Below are 21,941 nucleotides of genomic sequence, written 5' to 3'. Positions count from 1 at the left end.
GGAGCGCAGCGGAACTGGTCTGGAATGGGCGGAAGCGGCGTCGTCAGCTGACGAAGAACGCGATGAAGAAGAGGACCAGGCCGAAGATGGCCAGCGCCTCGGCGAGCGCGAAGCCCAGGATGGCGATCGGCTGCAGCTTGCCCTGCGCCTCGGGCTGGCGGGCGACGCCGTTGATGTAGGCAGCGAAGATCAGACCCACGGCGATGGCCGGGCCGATGGCGGACACGCCGTAGCCGAGAAGGGTGATGTCACCAGTCACGTCGAATCTCTTTCTGTGTGATGTCCCGGCGAGGCGGCGCCACGCCGGAGGCTTCGTAGCTATTCAGTTGTGGGGTCGGGCGTCGCGGCCGGGGCCGCGGGAGCGGGATCCGCTCAGTGCTCGTCCGCCAGGGCGCCACCGATGTAGGAGGCGGCCAGGAGGGCGAAGACGTAGGCCTGGAGGAACTGGACCAGGCCCTCGAAGGCGGTCAGCGCGACGCCGAGGATCCACGCGGGGATCGCGACGGCCATGAGCGCCGGGTCGTAGGTCTTGAAGAGGTACCAGCCGCCGATGATGAAGACCACCAGCAGCATGTGGCCGGCGAACATGTTGCCGAAGAGTCGCAGGGCCAGCGTGAGCGGCCGCGTGATGAAGAAGGTGATCAGCTCGAGCAGCAGGATGAACGGCTTGATCCAGCCGGGGAGACCGCCCGGGAGCAGCGAGCCGAGGTACTTGCCCACGCCGCCCTGCTTGCGGATGCCCACCCAGTGGTAGACCACGTACACGATGAGCGTCAGGGCGATCGGGAAGCCGACGCGCGCCATCGTGGGGTTCTGGAACGGCGGGATGATGCCGAACAGGTTGTTGAGCAGGATGAAGGTGAACAGCGAGAAGATGAACGGCACGAAGGGCAGGAAGTCCTTGCTGCCGATCATGTCGCGGGCCACGCCGTTGCGGGCGAAGTTGTAGACCTGCTCGGTCACCCACTGGCTCTTCGACGGCACGATGGCCGCGCGGCGGGTGGTCAGCCACAGCCAGGCCATGAGGACCACGGTGGCGATGGCCAGCAGCAGCATCGGCCGGGTGAAGTAGTAGTCCGTGCCCGGGATGGCGAACAGGGGCTGCCAGAAGTCACCCGGCGTGGGCGGGAAGTGGGAATCCTCGGCCATCGGCACGATCAGCCCAGCGGCCGTAGCGGTCGCGCTCACGCGTACTCCTTCTCACAGGTTTCGACGGGTGTCGGGGCGAGCTCCCCAGCAGGGAAGGACGCCGATGGCTCCGAACGGCACACGGACGTCATGACCTACCGTACCGGAGCCAGATCACGTACAAGGACAGCACCATCCCCACGACGACCCCCACCGGCATGACGAACCAGGTGTCGAGCAGCCGGTCCAGCAGGAACCCCAGCCCGCCGAAGGTCAGCGGGCCGGCGAGGAGGTAGGCGATCACGGCGTTGCCGAGGTCGGTCTGCCGGGCCATGCCGGGGACGTCGGCCTCGGAGCCGCCGTAGGGGGACGGGACGGGGGTGGGACGCTCGACCGAGGGGTCGGGCGCCTCGTCGCGGGGCTGCTCGCTCATCGGGTCTCCCCCGGGAGGGTGACGTCGAGGGGCGTGCGGATCCGCAGGTAGCCGACGACCAGGCCGGCCTGGAAGACCATACCGACGAGGATGAAGGCGATCGCCAGCGGGACCACCTCGAGCCAGGTCGTCTGGCCGAGCGACCAGATGACGGCGGCGAGGGCCGCGAGCTGGAGCACGAAGACGCCGAAGGCACCGGCCATCGTCGAGGCCGTGGGGCCGGTGAGGACGCCCTTGATGCCGACCACGCCGAGGACGAAGACCACGACGGAGAGCACGGCGCCCAGGAGCGCCGAGACGGCAGCCCAGGGGCCGGCGGCGGCCCACGTCAGCAGCGGCACGAGGACCACCAGGGGGGCGCTCGGGACCAGGCCGCCCAGCAGCATCGAACGCAGCGGCGTCCGCCGCGGGCGCGTCGGTGCGGGGGAGGTCATGCAGAGGGCTCCTCGGGTCGGCGGGCAGCGCTTGTGAAAGTTATCACAAGGTCTGTCCGTCCGGCGAAACCGCAGGTGGGGAGGCCCTCGGCCCACCCTGCCAGGGCCGCCGCGTGAGCACGATCGCGACCACGAGGAGCAGCAGGATGCCGATGCCCGAGACCCACGCGGGGAGGTAGGCGAAGGACACCGAGCCGACCGCGATGAGGGCGGCCCAGAGGTAGAGGAGGAGCACCGCCCGGCGGTGGCTGTGGCCGATGTCGAGCATGCGGTGGTGCAGGTGGCCGCGGTCGGGCTTCCAGGGCAGCTGACCGGCGCGGGTGCGGCGCAGCACCGCCAGGACCATGTCGACGAAGGGCAGCCCCAGGATGGCGACCGGGATCGCCAGCGGCAGCAGCAGCGCGGCCGCGGCGGAGGCGCTGGCGAGCGAGGAGCTCGGGTCGACCGAGCCCGTCATCGAGATCGTGGCCGCGGCCAGCAGCAGGCCCAGCAGCAGCGCCCCCGCGTCGCCCATGAAGAGGCGGGCGGGGTGGAAGTTGTGCGGCAAGAAGCCCGCGCACACTCCGATGAGCGCCGCGCTGATGAAGGTGGCCATCGAGAAGACGTTGGGCGGGTCGAAGTTGGCGCTCACCAGGTAGGACCAGCCGAAGAAGGCCGAGGCCGCGATGAGGACCACCCCGGCCGCGAGCCCGTCGAGGCCGTCGATGAAGTTGACGGCGTTGGTCGAGATGACGACGACGAGGATCGTCAGCGTCACCATGACCGGCTCGGGCAGCACCGTGACCCCGCCGATGGGCAGGGAGAGCAGCTGGACGCCGAAGAACGCCATGACGCCGCCGGCGATGACCTGCCCGGCGAGCTTGGTCATCCAGTCCAGCTCGCGGATGTCGTCGAGCGCGCCCAGGAGGGTGATGATCGCGGCGGCGAGCAGCACGCCCCAGAGCTGGGGCGAGGAGTCGAAGAGCTGTCCGAGATAGGGCAGCTGCTCCCCCAGCGCCACGGCGGCGGCGAAGCCCACGAGCATGGCGACGCCGCCCAGGCGCGGGATCGGCACCGTGTGCACGTCCCGGTCGCGGACGGCGGTGATGGCGCCGGTGGCGAGGGCGAGGCGCCGGACCAGCGGGGTCGCCAGGTAGGTCACGACCGCCGCGGTCAGCAGCACCAGTAGGAACTCGCGCACGTCGCCTCTCCTGCCGTCCGCCCCGCCGGTGCGCGCCCCGACCCGCGGGGCGCGCTCCGGACGTCAGGCCTGGGCCGGCTCCGGATAGGCCGGGTGGGCGGTCATCAGCTCGGTGACCTGCGCCCGGATCTCGACGGCCACCGGGTGGTCCGGGGTGCCGTCGGTCTCGGTGACCGCGCGGTGGATGAGGTCGGCGATGACGCGCATCTCCTCGGTCCCCATGCCCTGGGTGGTCACCGAGGGGCTGCCGACACGGATGCCGGAGGCCACGTTGGGCTTCTCGGGGTCGAACGGGATGGCGTTCTTGTTGAGCACGATGCCGGCCGCGTCGCAGCGGGCCTCGGCGTCGATGCCGGTGACGCCGACGCCGCGCAGGTCGTGCAGCGACAGGTGGGTGTCGGTGCCGCCGGTGATGGGGCGGATGCCCTTCTCCCCCAGCGACTGCGCCAGCACGGCGGCGTTCTCGACGACCTGGCGCGCGTAGTCCTGGTAGGCCGGGGTGGCGCACTCGGCGAAGTTGACCGCCTTGCCCGCGACGCCGTGCATGAGCGGACCGCCCTGCATCATCGGGAAGACCGCGCGGTCGATCTTCTTGGCGTGCTCCTCCTTGCACACGATCGCGCCGCCGCGGGGGCCGCGCAGCACCTTGTGGGTGGTGAAGGAGACGACGTCGGCCCAGGGCACCGGCGAGGGGATGGCCTTGCCCGCGACGAGACCGATGAAGTGGGCCGCGTCGACCCAGAAGATCGCGCCGACCTCGTCGGCGATGGCGCGGAAGCGCTCGAAGTCGATGAGGCGCGGGATGGCCGAGCCGCCCGCGAGGATGATCTTGGGGCGGTGCTCCTTGGCAAGCGCCTCGACCTGGTCGTAGTCGATGTCCTCGGTCTCGGGGTGCACGCCGTAGTGGACGGCGTTGAACCACTTGCCGGAGAAGCTCACCTTGAACCCGTGCGTGAGGTGGCCGCCGTGGTCGAGCGACATCGCCAGCACGGTGTCGCCGGGCGAGGCGAAGGCGCCGTAGACGGCCTGGTTGGCGCTGGCGCCGGAGTGCGGCTGGACGTTGGCGTGGTCGGCGCCGAAGAGGGCCTTGGCCCGCTCGATCGCCAGCTTCTCGACCTTGTCGACCTCCGAGCAGCCGCCGTAGTAGCGCGCGTCCGGATAGCCCTCGGCGTACTTGTTGGACAGCGTCGAGCCCAGGGCCGCGAGCACGGCGGGGCTGGTCTGGTTCTCGCTCGCGATGAGCTGCAGGCCGCTGCGCTGGCGGTCGAGCTCGGAGACGAGCAGCTCGGCGATCTCGGGGTCCTGCTCCAGCAGGGCCCCGAAGCTCGGGCCGTAGTAGGTGTCAGGGTTCACCGGGGTGGTCATGGGAGCCACTCTAGGGGGTGGTCGGGGCCGCGCCGTCAGGGCGTCAGGGTGCGCACGGAGCCCGGCGGGACGGTCACGCCGCTGGGCACCACGCTGCCGACGAGACGGGCTGGCTCCCGGCCCGTGGCGCCCTCGTCTCCAGGCTCCTCGTCGGTGTCCTGCGCCTGCTCGTCGACGTGCGCCTCGACCGCTGCCGCGTGCGCGGCAGCGGCCGCCTCGGGGCTGTCGTGCAGGACGGTCGTGCCGATCACCTGACGGAGCTGGTCGGCGCCCAGCGCGCCGTGGCGCAGCACGACCGCCTCCTCGCCGGTGCAGTCCACGATGGTCGAGGGCAGCCCGCCGGTGCGGGGACCGTCGTCGAGGTAGACGCTCACCGCTCCCCCGAGCTGGTCCAGGGCCTCCCGGCCGGTGGTCGCGGCCGGGCGCCCCGTGACGTTGGCGCTCGTCACGGCCATCGGGCCGACGTCGGCCAGCAGCTGCAGCGCGACCTGGTCGTCGGGCATCCGCAGCGCGACGGTGCCGTTGGTCTCCCCCAGGTCCCACTGGAGCGAGGGCTGGGCCTTGAGCACGACGGTGAGCGGCCCGGGCCAGAACTGGCGCATGAGGATGCGGGCGTACATGGGGACGTCCACGGCGAGGCCGTCGACGGTCCGCGGGTTGGGCACGAGCACGGGCGGGGGCATGTCCCGGCCCCGGTGCTTGGCGGCCAGCACCATGGCGACGGCCACCACGTCGAAGGCGTCGGCACCGACGCCGTAGACGGTGTCGGTGGGCAGCACGACCACCTTGCCGTCGCGCACCGCGGCCGCGGCGGCCTCGACCGCCTCCGTGCGGGCCTGCGGGTCGGTGCAGTCGTACAGCCTGTCCTGCAGCGACGGCGCGGCGCCATCGGCCATGGGGGCTCCTCCTCGGGTGTCCTGCTCCTCGTCCGGTCCGCCGACCGGTCCGGGGACCAGTCTGTCATTGCGGGCCGGAAGTGCCGTCCTCGGTCGCAACCTTGGACAGGGGGTGTCCGTTGAGGTTGCAGGCCTGTCCTGGCTCCGCAAGAGTTCTCTCACGCCGGCGGCGCACAAGCGCCGACGACCCCTGAAGGAGAGTGACTCATGCGCGGAAGCGGACTGATCTGGACGATCGTGGGCATCCTGCTCATCATCGCCTTGCTGATCTGGATCTTCTGAGGGCTTTCGCCCCAGTTCACACACGGGTCCGCCCCGGGTGCCGCAGGGCACCCGGGGCGGACCCGCGTCCGGACCCGGCGGTCAGGCGCGGACGGCGCGCGTGACGCGCGGCAGGCCCGCGAGGTCGCGGTGGTCCTCCACCTCGCGCCACGCCCCCTGGGCGGCCAGCAGCGCCGGCAGCGCCTCGCCCTGGACGTCGGCGTGCTCCATGAGCAGCACCCCGCCCGGCCGCAGCAGCTCGGCCGCGCGGGCGGCCACCTCGACCGGCACCGTCAGCCCGTCCTCGCCCCCGCCGTAGAGCGCCAGCGAGGGGTCGTGCTCGCGCACCTCGACGTCGATCGGCACGGCGTCCGGCGGGATGTAGGGCGGGTTGCTCGTCACGACGTCGACCTGCCCCAGCCAGTCGCCGAAGGCGTCCTGCGCGCGACCGAGGCGCAGCTCCACCCCCGAGCCGGCCGCCTCCACGTTGCGCGAGGCGTAGGCGTGCGCCTCCTCCGACAGCTCGACGGCCCCCACCCGGGCGTCGGGTCGCGCGCGGGCGACGGCCAGCGCGATCGCGCCGCTGCCGGTGCACAGGTCGACGACCGTGGGCCCCTCGCGTCCGTCCAGCGCGCGGAGCGCGAGCCCGACGAGCACCTCGGTCTCGGGCCGGGGCACGAAGACGCCCGGCCCGACGTGAAGGTCGACCCCACCGAAGTGGGCCGAGCCCGTCAGGTGCTGCAGCGGCACCCGGCGGCGACGGCGCTCCACCAGCTCGAGGTAGGCCGTTCGCGTCTCCTCGGGCAGCTCCTCGCCGAGGATGCGGGCCCGCCGGAGGTCACCGAGCTCACGGCCGCTGGCGTGGGCGAGCAGCAGCTCGGCGTCCACGGCCGGGCTGGCGACCCCGGCGCCGGAGAGCGTCGCGGTGGCGGACCGCAGGACCTGGTCGATCCTCACGCGCCGTCCAGACCGGCCAGCCGGGCGGCCTCGTCGGCGTCGACGGCCGACTGCACGACCGGGTCGAGGTCGCCGTCGAGCACCTGGTCGAGGTTGTAGGCCTTGTAGCCGGTGCGGTGGTCGGCGATGCGGTTCTCGGGGAAGTTGTAGGTGCGGATGCGCTCGCTGCGGTCGACGGTGCGGACCTGGCTGCGGCGCTGCTCGCTCGCCGCCGCCTCGGCCTCCTCGACCGCCATCTGGTGCAGCCGGGCGCGGAGCACGCGGAGCGCGGACTCCTTGTTCTGCAGCTGCGACTTCTCGTTCTGGCAGGAGACGACGAGACCGGTCGGCAGGTGCGTGATGCGCACGGCGGAGTCGGTGGTGTTGACCGACTGCCCGCCCGGGCCGGAGGAACGGAAGACGTCGATCTTGAGGTCGTGGGGGTCGAGCTCCACCTCGGCGGGGTCGTCGATGTCGGGCATGACGAGCACCCCGGCCGCGGAGGTGTGGATCCGGCCCTGGCTCTCGGTGACCGGCACGCGCTGCACACGGTGCACGCCGCCCTCGTACTTGAGCCGGGCCCACGGCGCCTCGCCCGGAGCCGGCGTGCCGGTGGCCGAGATCGAGACTCGGGCGTCCTTGTAGCCGCCGAGGTCCGACGGCGTGCCGTCGAGCACCTCGGCGCGCCAGCCACGGCGCTCGGCGTAGCGGAGGTACATCCGCAGCAGGTCGCCGGCGAAGAGCGCCGACTCCTCGCCGCCCTCCCCCGCCTTGACCTCGAGGATGACGTCGCGGTCGTCGTCGGGGTCGCGGGGCACGAGCTGGCGGCGCAGCACCTCGGTGGCGGCGGCCGCGGCCTCCTCCAGCGCGGGGATCTCCTCGGCGAAGGACGGGTCGTCGGCGGCGAGCTCGCGGGCGGCCTCGAGGTCGTCGGTGGCGCGCTCCCACGCACGGTAGGCCGCCACGGTGGGCGACAGCGCGGCATACCTCTTGTTGAGGCGCTTGAGCGCCGTCGGGTCCGCGTGCACCGCGGGGTCGGCGAGCTGCCGCTCGATCTCGGCGTGCTCGTCGAGGAGCGGGCGGGCCGACCCGAAGGGTGAGGTGCTCACGCCATACCTCTTTCGCTGCGTGCCCGTCGGAGGGCGGGGCGTCGTGGGGGAAGGTGCGGGAAAAGGCGAACGCCGGCCCCGTGACGATGTCACGGGGCCGGCGTCGGAAGACTTACTTGCCGGCCTTCTTGCCGTAGCGCTCCTGGAAGCGGGCGACACGACCACCGGTGTCCAGGATCTTCTGCTTGCCCGTGTAGAACGGGTGGCAGCTGGAGCACACGTCGGCGCTGATCTTGCCCGAGGTCGAAGTGCTGCGGGTCGTGAACGTCGCGCCGCAGGTGCAGGTCACCTGGGTCTCGACGTACGCCGGGTGGATGTCCTTCTTCATGATTCTCCTAGGGTGGTGGTTCCCCCGGGTCGGCAGCGCCGGGTGCGCGCCGTGAACCGGTGGGCCAACTGGGACATTCTGCCAAACCGGCGGCGGGGCGGCAAAATTCCGCACCCGCCGCCGATGGAGCAGCTGGTCAGTCCTCGTCGTCCAGGCGGGCCGAGGCGGTCTGCTGGACCTGGGTGAGGAACTCGTAGTTGTGGCGGGTCTTCTTGAGCCGGTCGATGAGCAGCTCGATGCCCTGCTGCTGGTCGAGGGCGGAGAGCACCCGGCGCAGCTTCCACATGATCTTGAGCTCCTCGCCGCTCATGAGGATCTCCTCACGACGGGTGCCCGAGGCGTTGACGTCGACCGCGGGGAAGGTGCGGCGGTCGGCGAGCTGGCGCGAGAGCCGCAGCTCCATGTTGCCGGTGCCCTTGAACTCCTCGAAGATCACCTCGTCCATCTTGGAGCCGGTCTCGACCAGCGCCGTGGCGAGGATGGTCAGCGAGCCGCCGTTCTCGATGTTGCGCGCCGCGCCGAAGAACTTCTTGGGCGGGTAGAGCGCCGAGGAGTCGACGCCGCCGGAGAGGATGCGGCCCGAGGCCGGGGCGGAGAGGTTGTAGGCGCGGCCCAGGCGGGTGATGCCGTCGAGCAGCACCACGACGTCCTGGCCCAGCTCGACGAGGCGCTTGGCCCGCTCGATCGCCAGCTCGGCCACGATCGTGTGGTCGGTCGCCGGGCGGTCGAAGGTCGAGGCGATGACCTCGCCCTTGACGCTGCGCTGGAAGTCCGTGACCTCCTCCGGACGCTCGTCCACGAGGACGATCATCAGGTGGACCTCGGGGTTGTTCGTCGTGATCGCGTTGGCGATGGCCTGCATGATCATCGTCTTGCCCGCCTTGGGCGGGGAGACGATCAGGCCGCGCTGGCCCTTGCCGATCGGGGCGACCAGGTCGATGACCCGGGTGGTGAGGTTCTTCTGGTCGGTCTCCAGCCGCAGGCGCTCCTGCGGGTAGAGCGGGGTCAGCCGGGAGAACTCGGGGCGGTTGCGCGCCGCCTCCGGGGGCTGGCCGTTGACGCTGTCCAGGCGCACCAGGGCGCTGAACTTGCCGCGGTCGCGCTTGTTGCCGGTCGCGGAGACGGTGTGCTGGTTGTGCCCGTCGTCCTCGGGAGCCTTGATGACACCGGTGACGGCGTCACCCTTGCGCAGGCCGTGCTTGCGCACGATGCTCATCGGCACGTAGACGTCGGTCGGGCCCGGCAGGTAACCGGTGGTCCGGATGAAGGCGTAGCTGTCGAGCAGGTCGAGCACGCCGCCGACCGGCACGAGCACGTCCTCGTCGGAGTAGCCCTCGTCGTCGTCGCGCTGCGAGCCGCCCGAGGTGCCGTTGGGGGCGTCGCTGCCGCGCCCGCGCTTGCGGTCACGGCTGCGCTGGCGGTTGCGACGGCGACGACCGCCGCGCTCGCCGTCCTCGTCGTCGCCCTGCTGGTCACCGTGCTGCTGGCCGCCCTGCGTGCGCTCCTGCTGACGGGCGTCCTGCTCGGCGCGGCGGTCCTGGCGCTCGGCGCGGTCCTGCTGGCCCTGCTCGCCGCGGTCCTGACGGTCCTGGCGGCCCTGACGCTCGCCGCGGTCCTGCTGCGGGGCGCGCTCGCCACGCTCCTGCTGCGGGGCGCGCTCGGCGCGCTCTCGGACCTCGGCCTGCGCGGCGGTCTCGGCCTGCGGCGCGGCGGCCTGCTCACGACCCTCGGCGCTGCGGGGAGCACCGGCGTGGGAGCCGGCGCGCCGGGTGCGACGGGTGCGCCCCTCTCGCTCGGCCTGCGCACGGTCGAGGGCGGCCTCCAGGCCGCTCGCCGGGTCGGCCCCCGGGGCGGGGGTCTCGGCGCGGGCCGGCTCGGCGGCCGGCGCGGTCTTCGTCTCGGGCGCCTCGGCCGGGGCGGCGTCGGTGCCGGCCCGCTCGGAGGTGCGGGCCGGGGCCGTCCGCGGGGCCGCGGCCGGAGCAGCAGCGCCGCCGCCCCGACGCTCGCGGATGGCCGAGACGAGGTCGGCCTTGCGCATCTTCGCGTTGACGGCGATACCCATGCTGCTGGCGAGCTGCTGCAGCTCGGCGAGGCGCAGGGTGCTGAGCGAACCGGTCTTGGTCGCTGCAGACTCGGTGATCTCGGTCACGTGGTTGTCCTTCCCCCTCGACCGACCGCTGGCCGGACTCACGGGGTTCTCGGGGTGATGGTCCGGTGTCTCGACGACGACCGGAGGTGACGTGCCACGGACGGACAGGCTCGACGGCCAGCACAGAAACGGGACGTCGGGCGTCGACTCGCGGTCCGTGGGGGTGGAGTGCTCCGGAACCGACCGCCACCGGCGGCCGCCCATGCTCACGGGAGCGTGCCCAACATAACACGGAGCCCCCGCCGCGCCACACCCCCCACCAGCGCGTCGAGGGCCTCCCGTGCTAGCGCACGCGGGCCGCGCGCACGATGTCGCCGAGCACCGCCGAGGCGGTCGCGTCGCCACCCGCGCCGGCGCCGTGCAGGCGCAGCGTCCCGGCGGAGCGGGCCTCGACGATGAGCACGTTGGCCCCCTCGCGGGCCTGGGCCAGCGGGTCGTCCTGCGGAAGCGCGACCGGACGCACCGCGACCTCGACCCGGTCTCCCCCGCCGGCGGAGGACCGCCAGGCCGAGGCGACGAGCTTGATGACCGTGCCGTTGGCCGCGGCCTGCTCGAAGTCGGTGTCGGTGAGGTGGGTGATGCCCTGGCGCTGCACGTCGTCGAGCGTGACGGGCAGGCCCCACGCGGTGCGGGCCAGGAGCACGATCTTGGCCGCGGCGTCGAGGCCCTCGAGGTCCTCGGTCGGGTCGGCCTCGAGGTAGCCCAGCTCGCCGGCCTGGCGCACCGCGTCCTCGAAGGGCACGCCCTTGCGCGCGACGAGGTCGAGCACGTAGTTGGTGGAGCCGTTGACGATGCCGGAGATCGAGGCGATCTCGTCGCCGGCCAGGCTCTCGCGCACGACCGCCATCACCGGGACGGCGGCCATGACCGCCGCCTCGTAGTGCAGGTCGGTGCCGTGCTCGGCGGCGAGCGCGTGCAGCTCGGGCCCCTGCTGGGCGATCAGCTGCTTGTTGGCGGTGACCACGGGCACGCCGCGGACCAGCGCGCGCTCGATCAGGGAGCGGGCGGGCTCCAGCCCGCCCATGACCTCCACGACCAGGTCGGCGCCGTCGACCAGGGCGACGGCGTCGTCGGTGATCAGCGCCGGGTCGACGCCGTCGCGGACGCGGGAGGTGTCGCGGACGGCGACACCCACCAGCTCGAGGGGACGCCCGACCCGCGCCGCGAGCAGCTCGGCACGCTCGCCGAGCAGGCGCGCGACGGCGGCACCGACGGTGCCGCCGCCCAGCAGCGCCACGCGCAGCGGGGCGGAGACGTCGGTCGTGGCGGTGTGGGACGTGGGCTGGGGCGTGGGCACGGGCGCGCTCCGGTCGTCGTCGGGGTGGGAGGTCGGGGTCGGCGTCACATGCGCTCGGGCGCGGACACGCCGAGCAGCTGCAGACCGTTGGCGAGCACCTGGCGGGTGGCGTCGTTGAGCCACAGACGCGTGCGGTGGAGGTCGGTGATCTCCTCGTCGGCGGTCGTGGGCCGGACGCGGCACTCGTCGTACCACTTGTGGAAGTGGCCGGCGAGCTCCTCGAGGTAGCGGGCGACCCGGTGCGGCTCGCGCAGCTGGGCGGCCTGGGCGACGATCCGGGGGAAGTCGCCGAGGGTGGCGAGCAGGGCCGCCTCGGTCTCGTGCTGCAGCAGCGACGGGTCGAAGCCGTCCTCGCGGCGCACGCCGTCCTCGCCCGCGAGCCGCGCGACGTTGCAGGTGCGCGCGTGGGCGTACTGGACGTAGAACACCGGGTTGTCGTTGGAGCGCTTGCGGAGCTCCTCGCCGTCGAGGTCGAGCGGGGTGTCCGCGGGGAAGCGCGCCAGGGAGTAGCGGACCGGGTCGGTGCCGATCCACTCGATGAGGTCGGAGAGGAAGACCGCGTTGCCGCGGCGCTTGCCCATCCGCTCGCCGCTGATGTTGATCAGCTGGCCGATGAGGACCTCGATGTTCTTCTCCGGGTCGTCGCCCGCGCAGGCGGCGATCGCCTTGAGCCGGCCGACGTAGCCGTGGTGGTCCGCGCCGAGCATGTAGATCTTCTCGGGGAAGCCGCGGTCCTTCTTGTCGAGGTAGTAGGCGGCGTCGGCCGCGAAGTAGGTGGGCTCGCCGTTGGCGCGGATGAGCACGCGGTCCTTGTCGTCGCCGAAGTCGGTGGTGCGCAGCCACACCGCGCCGTCCTGGTCGAAGACGTGGCCCTGCTCGCGCAGCCGGGCGACGGCCTCCTCGACCTTGCCGCCCTCGTGCAGGCGGGACTCGGGCATCCACACGTCGAACTCGACGTTGAAGGCGCGCAGCGTGTCCTTGATCTGCTCGAGCATCCAGGCGTAGCCGAGCTCGCGGGCGACGGAGACGCGCTCCTCCTCCGGCAGCTCGAGCACGTCGGGGCGCTCGGCCAGCAGGCGCTCGGCCAGCGGGACGACGTACTCGCCCGGGTAGCCGCCCTCGGGGATCTCGTCGCCGGTGGCGCGCGCCAGGATCGAGCGCGCGAACTTGCCCATCTGCGCACCGTGGTCGTTGATGTAGTGCTCGGTCGTCACCGAGGCACCGCTGGCGCGCAGCAGCCGGCCCAGGGCGTCACCCAGGGCGGCCCACCGGGTGTGACCGATGTGGGGCGGGCCGGTCGGGTTGGCGGAGACGAACTCGAGGTTGACGACGTGCCCGGCGAGGGTGTCGTTGGTGCCGAAGCGCTGGCCCTCCTCCACGATCGTGCGGGCCAGGCTGCCCGCGGACGCGGCGTCGAGGGTGATGTTGAGGAAGCCGGGCCCGGCCACGTCGACGGCGGCCACACCGGGCACCTGGCGCAGGCGCTCGGCGAGCTGCTCGGCGAGCTGGCGCGGCGGCATACCCGCGCCCTTGGCGAGCTGGAGGGCGACGTTGGTCGCCCAGTCACCGTGCTCGCGGCTGCGCGGACGCTCCACCCGGACGGCGCCCCGGTCGGGCACGGGAACGGCGAGACCGTCGGAGGCGGCCTCCGTCAGGACTGCGTGGATGGCGTCGGCGAGCTGCTCGGGGGTCACCCCGCAAGTCTAGTTGCCCGCAACGGTGCCCTCGGACGGGGCGTTCTGCCCCACCCGCGTCGGCTGCTACAGTTTGTCGCTGTTGCCCCCGTAGCTCAGGGGATAGAGCACCGCCCTCCGGAGGCGGGAGCGCAGGTTCGAATCCTGCCGGGGGCGCCTCTCGAGGGCCGCCGTCCGCACCAGCGGGCGGCGGCCCTCTCGCTCGTCCGGGGCCCGCCCCGTCCCGGTGCGACGCGGGTCTCCGTCGCGCGACGGAGACCCGATCTCCCACCGGGGTGGGATGTGGCCGGTGGGGCCCGGCTGGTTGACTGCCGCCCATGACCGACGCTCGCGAGGGCGGCACCGGCATCAGCGTCCGAGGTCTCACGAAGACCTTCGGGCCGCTCCGGGCCGTCGACGACCTGACCTTCGAGGTCCGGCCCGGAAGGGTGACCGGATTCCTCGGGCCCAACGGGGCCGGCAAGACCACGACCCTGCGCATGGTGCTGGGCCTGATCCGCCCGACCTCCGGCGAGACGCTCATCGGGGGCCGGCGCTACGCCGACCTCGAGAACCCGATGCGGGTGGTCGGCTCGGCCCTGGAGGCCACCGGCTTCCACCCGGGCCGCTCCGGCCGCGACCACCTGCGCGTGCTGGCCGCCACCCACGGCATCCCCGACAGCCGCGTCGACGAGCTGCTCGAGCTCGTCGGCATCCCGGCGGCCGCCCGCAAGCGCGCCGGCGCCTACTCCATGGGTATGCGGCAGCGCCTCGGCCTGGCCGCGGGGCTGCTCGGCGACCCCGAGGTGCTCGTCCTCGACGAGCCGGCCAACGGCCTGGACCCCGAGGGCATCCGCTGGATGCGCGGGTTCCTGCGCCACCTGGCGCACGAGCAGGGCCGCACCGTCGTCATCAGCTCCCACCTCCTCTCCGAGGTCGAGCAGACCGTCGATGACGTCGTGATCATCGCCAACGGCCACCTGGTGCGCCAGGGCACGATGGACGAGCTGCACGGCGACCCGGCCGTCCTCGTCCGGACGCCCGACGCGCCCCGGCTCGCGGAGGCGCTGCGCACCGCGGGCCTGACCGCGCAGGCCGGCGACGCCCCGGGCACGCTGCGGGTGCTCACCGCCGACCCGGCCCGCGTCGGCGACGTCGCGCTCGCCGCCGGCCAGCCGGTCCACGAGCTGCGCCCGCTGCGCACCGACCTCGAGCGACTCTTTCTCGAGCTCACCGAGGCCCCGGAGCACAGCAACCGCAACCGCCAGACCGCACCGCCGCCCGCCGGGACCCCGCACGAGCTGTCGGGGCCGGCCACCTCCGAGGAGGCTCCCCGATGACCGGGCTCGTCCGCTCCGAGCTGCTCAAGTCGTTCTCCACCCGGATGGCGTGGGGCATGCCGCTGGCGCAGTTCATCCTCGCCGCGGTCTTCGCCGCCATCACCGGGGCCTTCCTGCTCTTCGTCGAGATGCCCGGCGCCGACGGCCAGCTGGTCCCGGGTCGCGAGCTGTTCGACGACACCGTGCTGACGCGGATGATCTACACCGGCGGCCTGCAGGTGGGCTACCTGCTCGCGATGGTGCTCGGCATCCTCACCATGGGCTCGGAGTACCGGCACAAGACCCTCACCGCCACCTTCCTGGCCTCCCCCCGGCGGGGCCGCGTGGTCGCCTCCAAGATCGTGGCGCTGTCCATCGTCGTCGTTCTCAACGGGCTGGCGCACGTGCTCGGTGCGGTGGTGGGTGGCGGCATACCCCTGCTCATCGCGGGCGTCCCGCTCTTCCCGGAGCCGCTCGACCTCGGCACGGTGCTGCTGCGCCTGCTGCTCGTCCTCGTCCTGTGGGGCCTCATGGGTCTGGGCCTCGGCGTCCTGCTGCCCAACCAGGTGGTGGCGCTCTTCGTCGGCGTCGCCTTCGCCTTCCTCGTCGAGCCGCTCCTCAGCCTCGGCATCACCTTCGTCGACGCGCTCGCCGACGCCGCCCGGTTCTTCCCGAGCCAGGCGAGCACCGCGGCGCTCAGCGTCTTCGAGGGCATCGACCCGGCGGCGGCGCAGACCATGGGCTTCAACCCCGACCAGCTCTCCTGGTGGGTCGCGTCCCTCACGCTGCTCGTCTACGCGGCGGTGATGACCGTCATCGGGTGGGTGCTGACCGCCCGCCGCGACGTGACCTGACCTGGGTCGTGGGGGCCTCCCGGCCCCCTCCGGACGACCGGGGGGACGGCAGCGCGACGTGCCGTCCCCCCGTCGCCCGACCGAGCCGGGCAGGGGCTAGGCTTGACAGGGGTGCAGTGTCGATGTCTGCACCTGAGGCAGCCCCCCGGATGTGAGAGTAGGCGCAAACCCAGTGGCCAACCCCCCGAGCGACAACACCCTCGCGGACTTCGGAGCCAACGAGTGGCTCGTCGAGGAGATGCGAGAGCGCTTCGATCAGGACCCCGGGTCGGTCGACCCGGCCTGGCGCAGCTTCTTCGAGGGGGGTGCCCCCAGCGACAACGGTCGCGCCAGCACCCCCGCGCCGGCCGCCGAGCGACGACCGGACCCGACGCCGGCAGCCGCGGACAAGATCCGCACCGCTCCCCCGCGCGCCAAGGTGGGTCAGGCACCCCTGCGCCAGGCGTCCCCGGCGACGTCCGCCGCGCCGAAGGCCGAGACCGACACCAAGGCCGTGGAGGCGCGCACCGCGTCGCGCCCGCAGGCCGCCAAGTCGGCCCCCACCGCCGCTCCCTCCTCCAGCACGCCCTCGAAGCCCGCGGCCAAGAGCTCTGCTCCGGCCAAGGAGGCCCCGATGACCCGTGACGCCCCGTCCCCGAAGAAGACGGGCCCGCAGACCGACGTGACCCTCACCCCGCTGCGCGGCGCGACCGCCCGGGTGGTCACCAACATGGAGGCCAGCCTGGAGGTGCCCACCGCCACCAGCGCCCGCAACCTCCCGGCCAAGCTGCTCATCGACAACCGCACGGTCATCAACAACCACCTGGCCCGCTCCCGGGGCGGCAAGGTGTCCTTCACGCACATCATCGGCTACGCCATGGTCAAGGCCCTGCGCGCGATGCCGGAGATGAACAACGGCTTCACCACCACCGAGGACGGCAAGCCGGCCCTCGTGGTGCCGGCGCACGTCAACCTCGGCCTGGCCATCGACGTGCCCAAGCCCGACGGCACCCGCCAGCTCCTCGTGCCGAGCATCAAGAGCGCCGAGACGATGAGCTTCCACGAGTTCTGGTCGGCCTACGAGAAGATCGTCCGCAAGGCGCGTGACAACAAGCTCACGATCGAGGACTTCCAGGGCACCACGATCTCGCTGACCAACCCCGGCGGCATCGGCACCCTGCACTCCGTGCCGCGCCTGATGAAGGGCCAGGGCACGATCATCGGCGTCGGCGCGCTGGACTACCCCGCCGAGTGGCAGGGCGCCGCCCCCGAGCGCATCGCGCTCGCCGGCGTCAGCAAGATCCTCACGCTGACCTCGACCTACGACCACCGCATCATCCAGGGTGCGCAGTCGGGCGAGTTCCTGCGCCAGATGCACCAGCTGCTGCTGGGCGCCGACGGCTTCTACGACGAGATCTTCACCTCGCTGCGGATCCCCTACCAGCCCATCCGCTGGAACCCCGACATCGCCGCCACCCACGACGACGACATCTCCAAGGCCAGCCGCATCCAGGAGCTCATCCACGCCTACCGCGTGCGCGGGCACCTCATGGCCGACACCGACCCGCTGGAGTACGTCCAGCGGAGCCACCCCGACCTGGAGATCGAGAACCACGGCCTGACGCTGTGGGACCTCGACCGCGAGGTCCCGACGGGCGGCTTCGGCGGCAAGAAGCGCCTCACGCTGCGCCAGATCCTGGGCATCCTGCGCGACTCCTACTGCCGCACCATCGGCGTGGAGTACATGCACATCCAGAACCCCGAGGAGCGGGCCTGGTTCCAGGAGAAGCTCGAGGTCCCGTTCCAGAAGCCGACCCCGGCCGAGCAGCTGCGCATCCTGCGCCGCCTCAACGCCGCAGAGGCCTTCGAGACCTTCCTGCAGACCAAGTTCGTCGGCCAGAAGCGCTTCAGCCTCGAGGGCGGCGAGTCCGTCATCGCGCTGCTCGACCGCATCCTGAGCAACGCCGCCGAGGAGGGCCTCGCCGAGGTCACCATCGGTATGCCGCACCGCGGCCGCCTCAACGTCCTCGCCAACCTCGCGGGCAAGTCCTACGGGCAGATCTTCCGCGAGTTCGAGGGCAAGTCGGCCCCCGGCTCGGTCCAGGGCTCCGGCGACGTGAAGTACCACCTCGGCACCGAGGGCGAGTTCCACAGCGAGGAGGGCAAGAGCACGCGGGTCTACCTCGCCGCCAACCCCTCGCACCTGGAGGCCGTCAACCCGGTCCTGGAGGGCATCACCCGCGCCAAGCACGACCGCCTCAAGCTGCAGCAGGAGGACGGCGACCAGGACTACTCGGTGCTGCCCGTGCTCATGCACGGCGACGCCGCCTTCGCCGGCCAGGGGGTGGTGCTGGAGACGCTGCAGATGTCGCAGCTGCCCGGCTACCGCACCGGCGGCACGATCCACGTGATCATCAACAACCAGGTCGGCTTCACCACCTCGCCCTACAACTCGCGCTCCTCGGTCTACTGCACCGACGTGGCCCGGACCGTGCAGGCGCCGGTCTTCCACGTCAACGGCGACGACCCCGAGGCCGTCGTCCGCGTGGCCGAGCTGGCCTACCAGTACCGCCAGCGCTTCCACAAGGACGTCGCGATCGACCTCGTGTGCTACCGCCGCCGCGGTCACAACGAGGGCGACGACCCCTCGATGACCCAGCCGCTGATGTACGACCTCATCGAGGCCAAGCGCTCGGTCCGCAAGCTCTACACCGAGTCCCTCATCGGTCGTGGCGACATCACGATCGAGGAGGCCGAGGCCGCGCTGCGCGACTACCAGAAGCAGCTGGAGCAGGTCTTCGTCGAGACCAAGAAGGCGCTCAAGGGCGAGGGTGACGGCACCCACGGCCTGGAGCGCCCCCAGGCCCAGGACGAGGGCGACATGGCGACCCGCCAGCGCCCGACGGCCATCAGCGAGGAGACCCTGCACCGGATCGGCGACGCCTTCGCGGCGGTGCCGGACGGCTTCACGGTCCACCCCAAGCTGGCCAAGCTGCTCACCACCCGCGCGCAGATGGTGCGCGAGGGCGGCATCGACTGGGGCATGGGCGAGCTGCTCGCCTTCGGCTCGCTCGTGCTCGAGGGCACCCCGGTCCGCCTCTCCGGCCAGGACTCGCGCCGCGGCACCTTCGTCCAGCGCCACGCCGTCCTGACCGACAACGTCACCGCGGCCAGCTGGACCCCGCTGCACCACCTCTCCGAGGACCAGGCGTCCTTCGAGGTCTACGACTCGCTGCTCTCCGAGTACGCCGTGATGGGCTTCGAGTACGGCTACTCCGTGGAGCGCACCGACGCCCTCGTGCTCTGGGAGGCGCAGTTCGGCGACTTCGCCAACGGCGCCCAGACCGTGGTCGACGAGTTCATCTCCTCCTCGGAGCAGAAGTGGGACCAGCGCTCCAGCGTCGTGCTGCTGCTGCCGCACGGCTACGAGGGCCAGGGCCCCGACCACTCCTCCGCGCGCATCGAGCGCTACCTGCAGCTGTGCGCCGAGGACAACATGCGGGTCGCCTACCCCTCGACCCCGGCGTCCTACTTCCACCTGCTGCGCGCCCACGCGGTGGCCCGCCCGCGGCGTCCGCTCATCGTCTTCACCCCGAAGGCCATGCTGCGGCTCAAGGCGGCGGCCTCCAGCCCGGAGGACTTCACCACCGGCACCTTCGAGCCGGTCCTGCCCGACACCGTCGAGCTGGACAAGGGCAAGGTCGACCGCGTGCTCCTGGCCTCCAGCAAGCTGGTCTGGGATCTCGAGGACGAGCGCCGCATGCGTGAGGACGACCGGACCGCGATCCTCCGCGTCGAGCAGCTCTACCCGCTGCCCGGCGCGCAGATCGCGGCGCTGACCAAGCAGTACCCGAACGCCGAGCTGGTCTGGGTCCAGAACGAGCCGAAGAACCAGGGTGCGTGGCCGTTCATGGCGCTCAACCTGCCCGAGGCGCTGGCCCACCACGGCGAGGAGCGGCCGCTGCGCGTCGTCTCCCGCCCGGCGTCGGCCTCGCCGTCGACCGGCTCCGCCAAGGTGCACGCGGTCGAGCAGGAGGCGCTGCACGAGGAGGCCTTCAGCCGCCGCTGAGGCCGACCGACAGGTCTGAGACCGGAAGGGCTCCCCGCTCGGCGGGGAGCCCTTCCGGCGTTACCGGGGGAGGTGCCCGGGGTATGCGGTGCCCCGGCGCCTGCGCGTGGGCACGGGCGCCGCGGAGCGGCCCGACGACCACCCAGCAGGACGGCTCGTCGACGCGGGGGTCTGCCGTCAGCCCTTGCCGTCGCCCGCCTGCCAGGGGGCGACCCACACCTCGGCGCTGCGGACCACGTCCCAGCCGTCGAGGCCGGGCAGCAGCACGACCTCGACTCCCCCGCCCACCCCCAGCCGCAGCTCCTGCTCCGCGTCGAGGTCGGCGGCCGCACCCCACGAGGGCCACCAGGCCTGGGTGCGGGCCGCCTCCCCCGGAGCCAGCTCGACCGGGTCCGGCTCGACGTGGTCGCCGGCGGGCTGCGTGCTGGCGGGGTGGACGTTCAGGGCCAGGTCGACACCCTCGGACAGCAGCTGCACCGACGGCCAGCCCTCCACCCGGCAGGTGCGCGAGCCGACGTTGACCGCGGTGATCGTGGTCGCCACGTCGTGACCACCGGGCTCCGGGGTGCTGGCGACCGTCTCGAGCTCGTCGGGATGGCACAGGTCGCCGAAGGTCGGGCTGGCGGGCGCCGGCGGCTCGGTCGGGGGCTCGGGCGCAGCCGGTGCCTCCGGGGCCGCCGGGACCGGTTCCTGGGCGGCGACCTGCGGGCCGGGAAGGGCCGCCTCGAGGAACGGCCAGGCCGTCTGGACGGCGGTGGCGGTCGCCAGTCCCGTGAGCGCGACGCACAGCGCGGCCGTCCCCAGCCGCCGCGTGCCCGACCAACGGACCGCCAGCACCGCGGTGGCGAGCGCACCGGCCTCGAGGACCGAGCGGGACGGGAGGAGGCTCGCCAGCTCCCCGGTCCGACCCATGGCGATCCGGGTCCAGGGCTCGGCCGCCAGGAGGGCCGCGACGGCCCCCACGACGAGCGCTCCTCGGCGACGTCCCCCGCCCAGCCACCGGTGCACCCCGGCTGCGGTGCTGAGGGCGACGAGCGCGCTCAGGACCAGCGCGAGGACGAAGAGCTCGCGGTCGCGGACCAGCACCTGCTGCTGGAGCTGGCCCAGGCCGGGGAGCAGCAGGAGCGCGACGGTGGCTGCCACCGCGGCCTCGGGGACCGGCCCCAGGCGCCCCTGCCGCACGGGCCGTCGGTCGCGTGGCGCCCGCCCCCACCGGTGGGTGTCGTGGTCCAGCCGCAGCATCGGCGCGTCGACCTCGGTCGGGCCCGACAACGGCGGCCTGGCCCGTCCGTCCGGATCCTCCGGCGTCCCCCCAGGAATGGTCACCCCGTCATCCGAGCAGAGCCGGCTGGGAGTTCGCCACGACCGTCCGGCGCGCGCCACCCCCAGGGGTCCTCATCTCGGCCCCCGCCGCGTCACTTCCGTCACGGCACGACGATAGAGCGGCCCTGGATGCGCCCGGCGTCGAGCAGGGCGTAGGCCTCCGGGGCCTCCTCGAGGGAGAACCGCCTGGTCACGGCGCGTCTCACGTCGAAGGCGCCCTCGGCCGCGAGCCGCACCACCTCCGGCAGGTCGCGACGGGTGCGGGCGCCGAACGAGCCGGTGATCGTGATACCCCGGCGCACCATCGCCGTGATGGGGATGGCGGCGGTGGCGGCACCCGCGGCGATGCCCACGACGACGAGCCGGCCGCCCTCCCGCAGCAGCGAGAACGCCAGCTCGACCGTCTCGGGGCGGCCGAGCACCTCGAGCACGATCTCGGCCCCGTCACCCCCGGTCGCCTCGAGCACCGCCTCCCGCGCGTCGGACGTCGTCGAGTTGACGGTGACGGTCGCGCCGAGGCCACGAGCGGCCTCGAGCTTGGCGTCGTCGACGTCGACCGCGACGATCGGGTCGGCAGCGAGGTGGCGGGCGAGCTGGACGATGCTCGACCCCACGCCGCCGACCGCCACGACCGCGACCGAACGGCCGGCCAGGTCGGTGCCGGCCCGGGCCAGGGCGCCGTAGGCGGTGAAGGCCGCGCAGCCGAGCACCGCCGACTCCTTCAGGGGCAGGCTCTCGGGCAGGCGAGCGAGGGCGCTCACCGGCACGACGGCGTGCTCGGCGAGCCCGGCCATGGAGTACATCGACAGCCGCGATCCGTCGGCGCGCGTCAGCCGCGACGTGCCGTCGAGCAGGTTGCCGCGCAGCCGGTTCTCGGCGAAGAAGGTCTCGCACATGTCGTCGCGACCGTCCTGGCACTGCCGGCAGGTGCCGCACGGCATGATGAACGCCCCGACGACCCGGTCGCCGACCCCGAGCGTGTCGACGCCCTCCCCCAGCTCCTCGACGTGGCCGGAGATCTCGTGCCCCAGGACGCCGGGTGCCGGGAAGGCGACCTCGCCCTTCAGCACGTGCAGGTCGGTGTGGCAGACCCCCGTGGCGGCGATCCGCACCAGGGCCTCACCGGGCCCCGGGCTCGGTGTCGGCACCTCCTCGACCGTCATCGGCGTCCCAGGTCCGTCCCACACCACAGCCCTCATGTCCGCCAT

The 21,941-nt window shown here is 72.7% G+C and carries 18 protein-coding genes and 1 tRNA gene; 4 read left to right on the top strand and 15 right to left on the bottom strand.

What is annotated here, in order from left to right:
• Positions 1-43 precede the first annotated feature (43 nt).
• From FB476_RS04085 to FB476_RS04025, 13 genes are all read right to left on the bottom strand, one after another.
• Positions 44-259: an ATP synthase F0 subunit C gene (locus tag FB476_RS04085; protein ID WP_141817653.1), complete on the bottom strand. Its 216-nt coding sequence runs from the start codon at positions 257-259 to the stop codon at positions 44-46.
• A gap of 113 nt (positions 260-372) precedes the next feature.
• On the bottom strand, positions 373-1,188 hold the full coding sequence (gene atpB, locus FB476_RS04080) for a F0F1 ATP synthase subunit A (RefSeq protein WP_337678335.1): 816 nt from the start codon (positions 1,186-1,188) through the stop codon (positions 373-375).
• Positions 1,189-1,276: 88 nt separating this feature from the next.
• A complete protein-coding gene (locus FB476_RS04075) occupies positions 1,277-1,561 on the bottom strand; it encodes a hypothetical protein (protein ID WP_202876894.1) in 285 nt (94 codons plus the stop codon).
• The gene (locus FB476_RS04070) at positions 1,558-1,995 is read right to left on the bottom strand and encodes a hypothetical protein (RefSeq protein ID WP_141817652.1); all 438 of its coding nucleotides are present in this window, start codon (positions 1,993-1,995) and stop codon (positions 1,558-1,560) included. Before FB476_RS04070 ends, FB476_RS04075 begins: the two co-directional genes overlap by 4 nt.
• A gap of 43 nt (positions 1,996-2,038) precedes the next feature.
• Positions 2,039-3,175: a glycosyltransferase family 4 protein gene (locus FB476_RS04065; RefSeq protein WP_141817651.1), complete on the bottom strand. Its 1,137-nt coding sequence runs from the start codon at positions 3,173-3,175 to the stop codon at positions 2,039-2,041.
• A 63-nt stretch (positions 3,176-3,238) separates the two neighbouring features.
• The gene (locus FB476_RS04060) at positions 3,239-4,540 is read right to left on the bottom strand and encodes a serine hydroxymethyltransferase (protein WP_141817650.1); all 1,302 of its coding nucleotides are present in this window, start codon (positions 4,538-4,540) and stop codon (positions 3,239-3,241) included.
• Positions 4,541-4,575: 35 nt separating this feature from the next.
• Positions 4,576-5,436 carry an L-threonylcarbamoyladenylate synthase gene (locus FB476_RS04055; RefSeq protein WP_141817649.1) on the bottom strand — a complete coding sequence of 287 codons (861 nt, stop codon included), beginning with the start codon at positions 5,434-5,436 and terminating at the stop codon, positions 4,576-4,578.
• A gap of 363 nt (positions 5,437-5,799) precedes the next feature.
• A complete protein-coding gene (gene prmC / locus FB476_RS04050; protein WP_141817648.1) occupies positions 5,800-6,654 on the bottom strand; it encodes a peptide chain release factor N(5)-glutamine methyltransferase in 855 nt (284 codons plus the stop codon).
• Positions 6,651-7,742 carry a peptide chain release factor 1 gene (gene prfA, locus FB476_RS04045; RefSeq protein WP_141817647.1) on the bottom strand — a complete coding sequence of 364 codons (1,092 nt, stop codon included), beginning with the start codon at positions 7,740-7,742 and terminating at the stop codon, positions 6,651-6,653. The genes prmC and prfA overlap by 4 nt, the downstream gene beginning before the upstream one ends.
• A gap of 112 nt (positions 7,743-7,854) precedes the next feature.
• Positions 7,855-8,070 carry a 50S ribosomal protein L31 gene (gene rpmE, locus FB476_RS04040; protein WP_141817646.1) on the bottom strand — a complete coding sequence of 72 codons (216 nt, stop codon included), beginning with the start codon at positions 8,068-8,070 and terminating at the stop codon, positions 7,855-7,857.
• A 136-nt stretch (positions 8,071-8,206) separates the two neighbouring features.
• Complete coding sequence (gene rho, locus FB476_RS04035) at positions 8,207-10,219, bottom strand: transcription termination factor Rho (protein WP_238329541.1); 2,013 nt, start codon at positions 10,217-10,219, stop codon at positions 8,207-8,209.
• A 283-nt stretch (positions 10,220-10,502) separates the two neighbouring features.
• Positions 10,503-11,516 carry a homoserine dehydrogenase gene (locus FB476_RS04030; RefSeq protein ID WP_170233515.1) on the bottom strand — a complete coding sequence of 338 codons (1,014 nt, stop codon included), beginning with the start codon at positions 11,514-11,516 and terminating at the stop codon, positions 10,503-10,505.
• A gap of 44 nt (positions 11,517-11,560) precedes the next feature.
• Positions 11,561-13,210 carry an arginine--tRNA ligase gene (locus tag FB476_RS04025; RefSeq protein WP_141817643.1) on the bottom strand — a complete coding sequence of 550 codons (1,650 nt, stop codon included), beginning with the start codon at positions 13,208-13,210 and terminating at the stop codon, positions 11,561-11,563.
• An 84-nt stretch (positions 13,211-13,294) separates the two neighbouring features.
• Here FB476_RS04025 and FB476_RS04020 point away from each other — a divergent pair.
• The 4 genes from FB476_RS04020 to FB476_RS04005 all read left to right on the top strand — a co-directional run bounded on the left by FB476_RS04020 (position 13,295) and on the right by FB476_RS04005 (position 19,410).
• A tRNA-Arg gene (locus tag FB476_RS04020) sits at positions 13,295-13,366 on the top strand.
• A gap of 161 nt (positions 13,367-13,527) precedes the next feature.
• Positions 13,528-14,529: an ABC transporter ATP-binding protein gene (locus FB476_RS04015; protein ID WP_141817642.1), complete on the top strand. Its 1,002-nt coding sequence runs from the start codon at positions 13,528-13,530 to the stop codon at positions 14,527-14,529.
• The gene (locus FB476_RS04010) at positions 14,526-15,362 is read left to right on the top strand and encodes an ABC transporter permease (RefSeq protein WP_141817641.1); all 837 of its coding nucleotides are present in this window, start codon (positions 14,526-14,528) and stop codon (positions 15,360-15,362) included. Before FB476_RS04015 ends, FB476_RS04010 begins: the two co-directional genes overlap by 4 nt.
• 238 nt (positions 15,363-15,600) lie before the next feature.
• The gene (locus FB476_RS04005) at positions 15,601-19,410 is read left to right on the top strand and encodes a multifunctional oxoglutarate decarboxylase/oxoglutarate dehydrogenase thiamine pyrophosphate-binding subunit/dihydrolipoyllysine-residue succinyltransferase subunit (protein WP_238329726.1); all 3,810 of its coding nucleotides are present in this window, start codon (positions 15,601-15,603) and stop codon (positions 19,408-19,410) included.
• A gap of 177 nt (positions 19,411-19,587) precedes the next feature.
• Here the strand turns inward: FB476_RS04005 and FB476_RS04000 are convergent, their stop codons facing one another.
• Positions 19,588-20,736, bottom strand: coding sequence for a DUF4232 domain-containing protein (locus FB476_RS04000; protein ID WP_141817639.1), 1,149 nt, complete (start codon positions 20,734-20,736; stop codon positions 19,588-19,590).
• 98 nt (positions 20,737-20,834) lie between these two features.
• Positions 20,835-21,932: a zinc-binding dehydrogenase gene (locus FB476_RS03995; protein WP_141817638.1), complete on the bottom strand. Its 1,098-nt coding sequence runs from the start codon at positions 21,930-21,932 to the stop codon at positions 20,835-20,837.
• Between the last annotated feature and the right edge of the window lie 9 nt (positions 21,933-21,941).

It is taken from the genome of Ornithinimicrobium humiphilum, assembly GCF_006716885.1.
In the GTDB taxonomy this organism is placed as follows: Bacteria; Actinomycetota; Actinomycetes; order Actinomycetales; family Dermatophilaceae; genus Ornithinicoccus; species Ornithinicoccus humiphilus.
The sequence above is the reverse complement of the archived record's forward strand: the minus strand, read 5'-3'. Positions and strand labels throughout refer to the sequence as shown.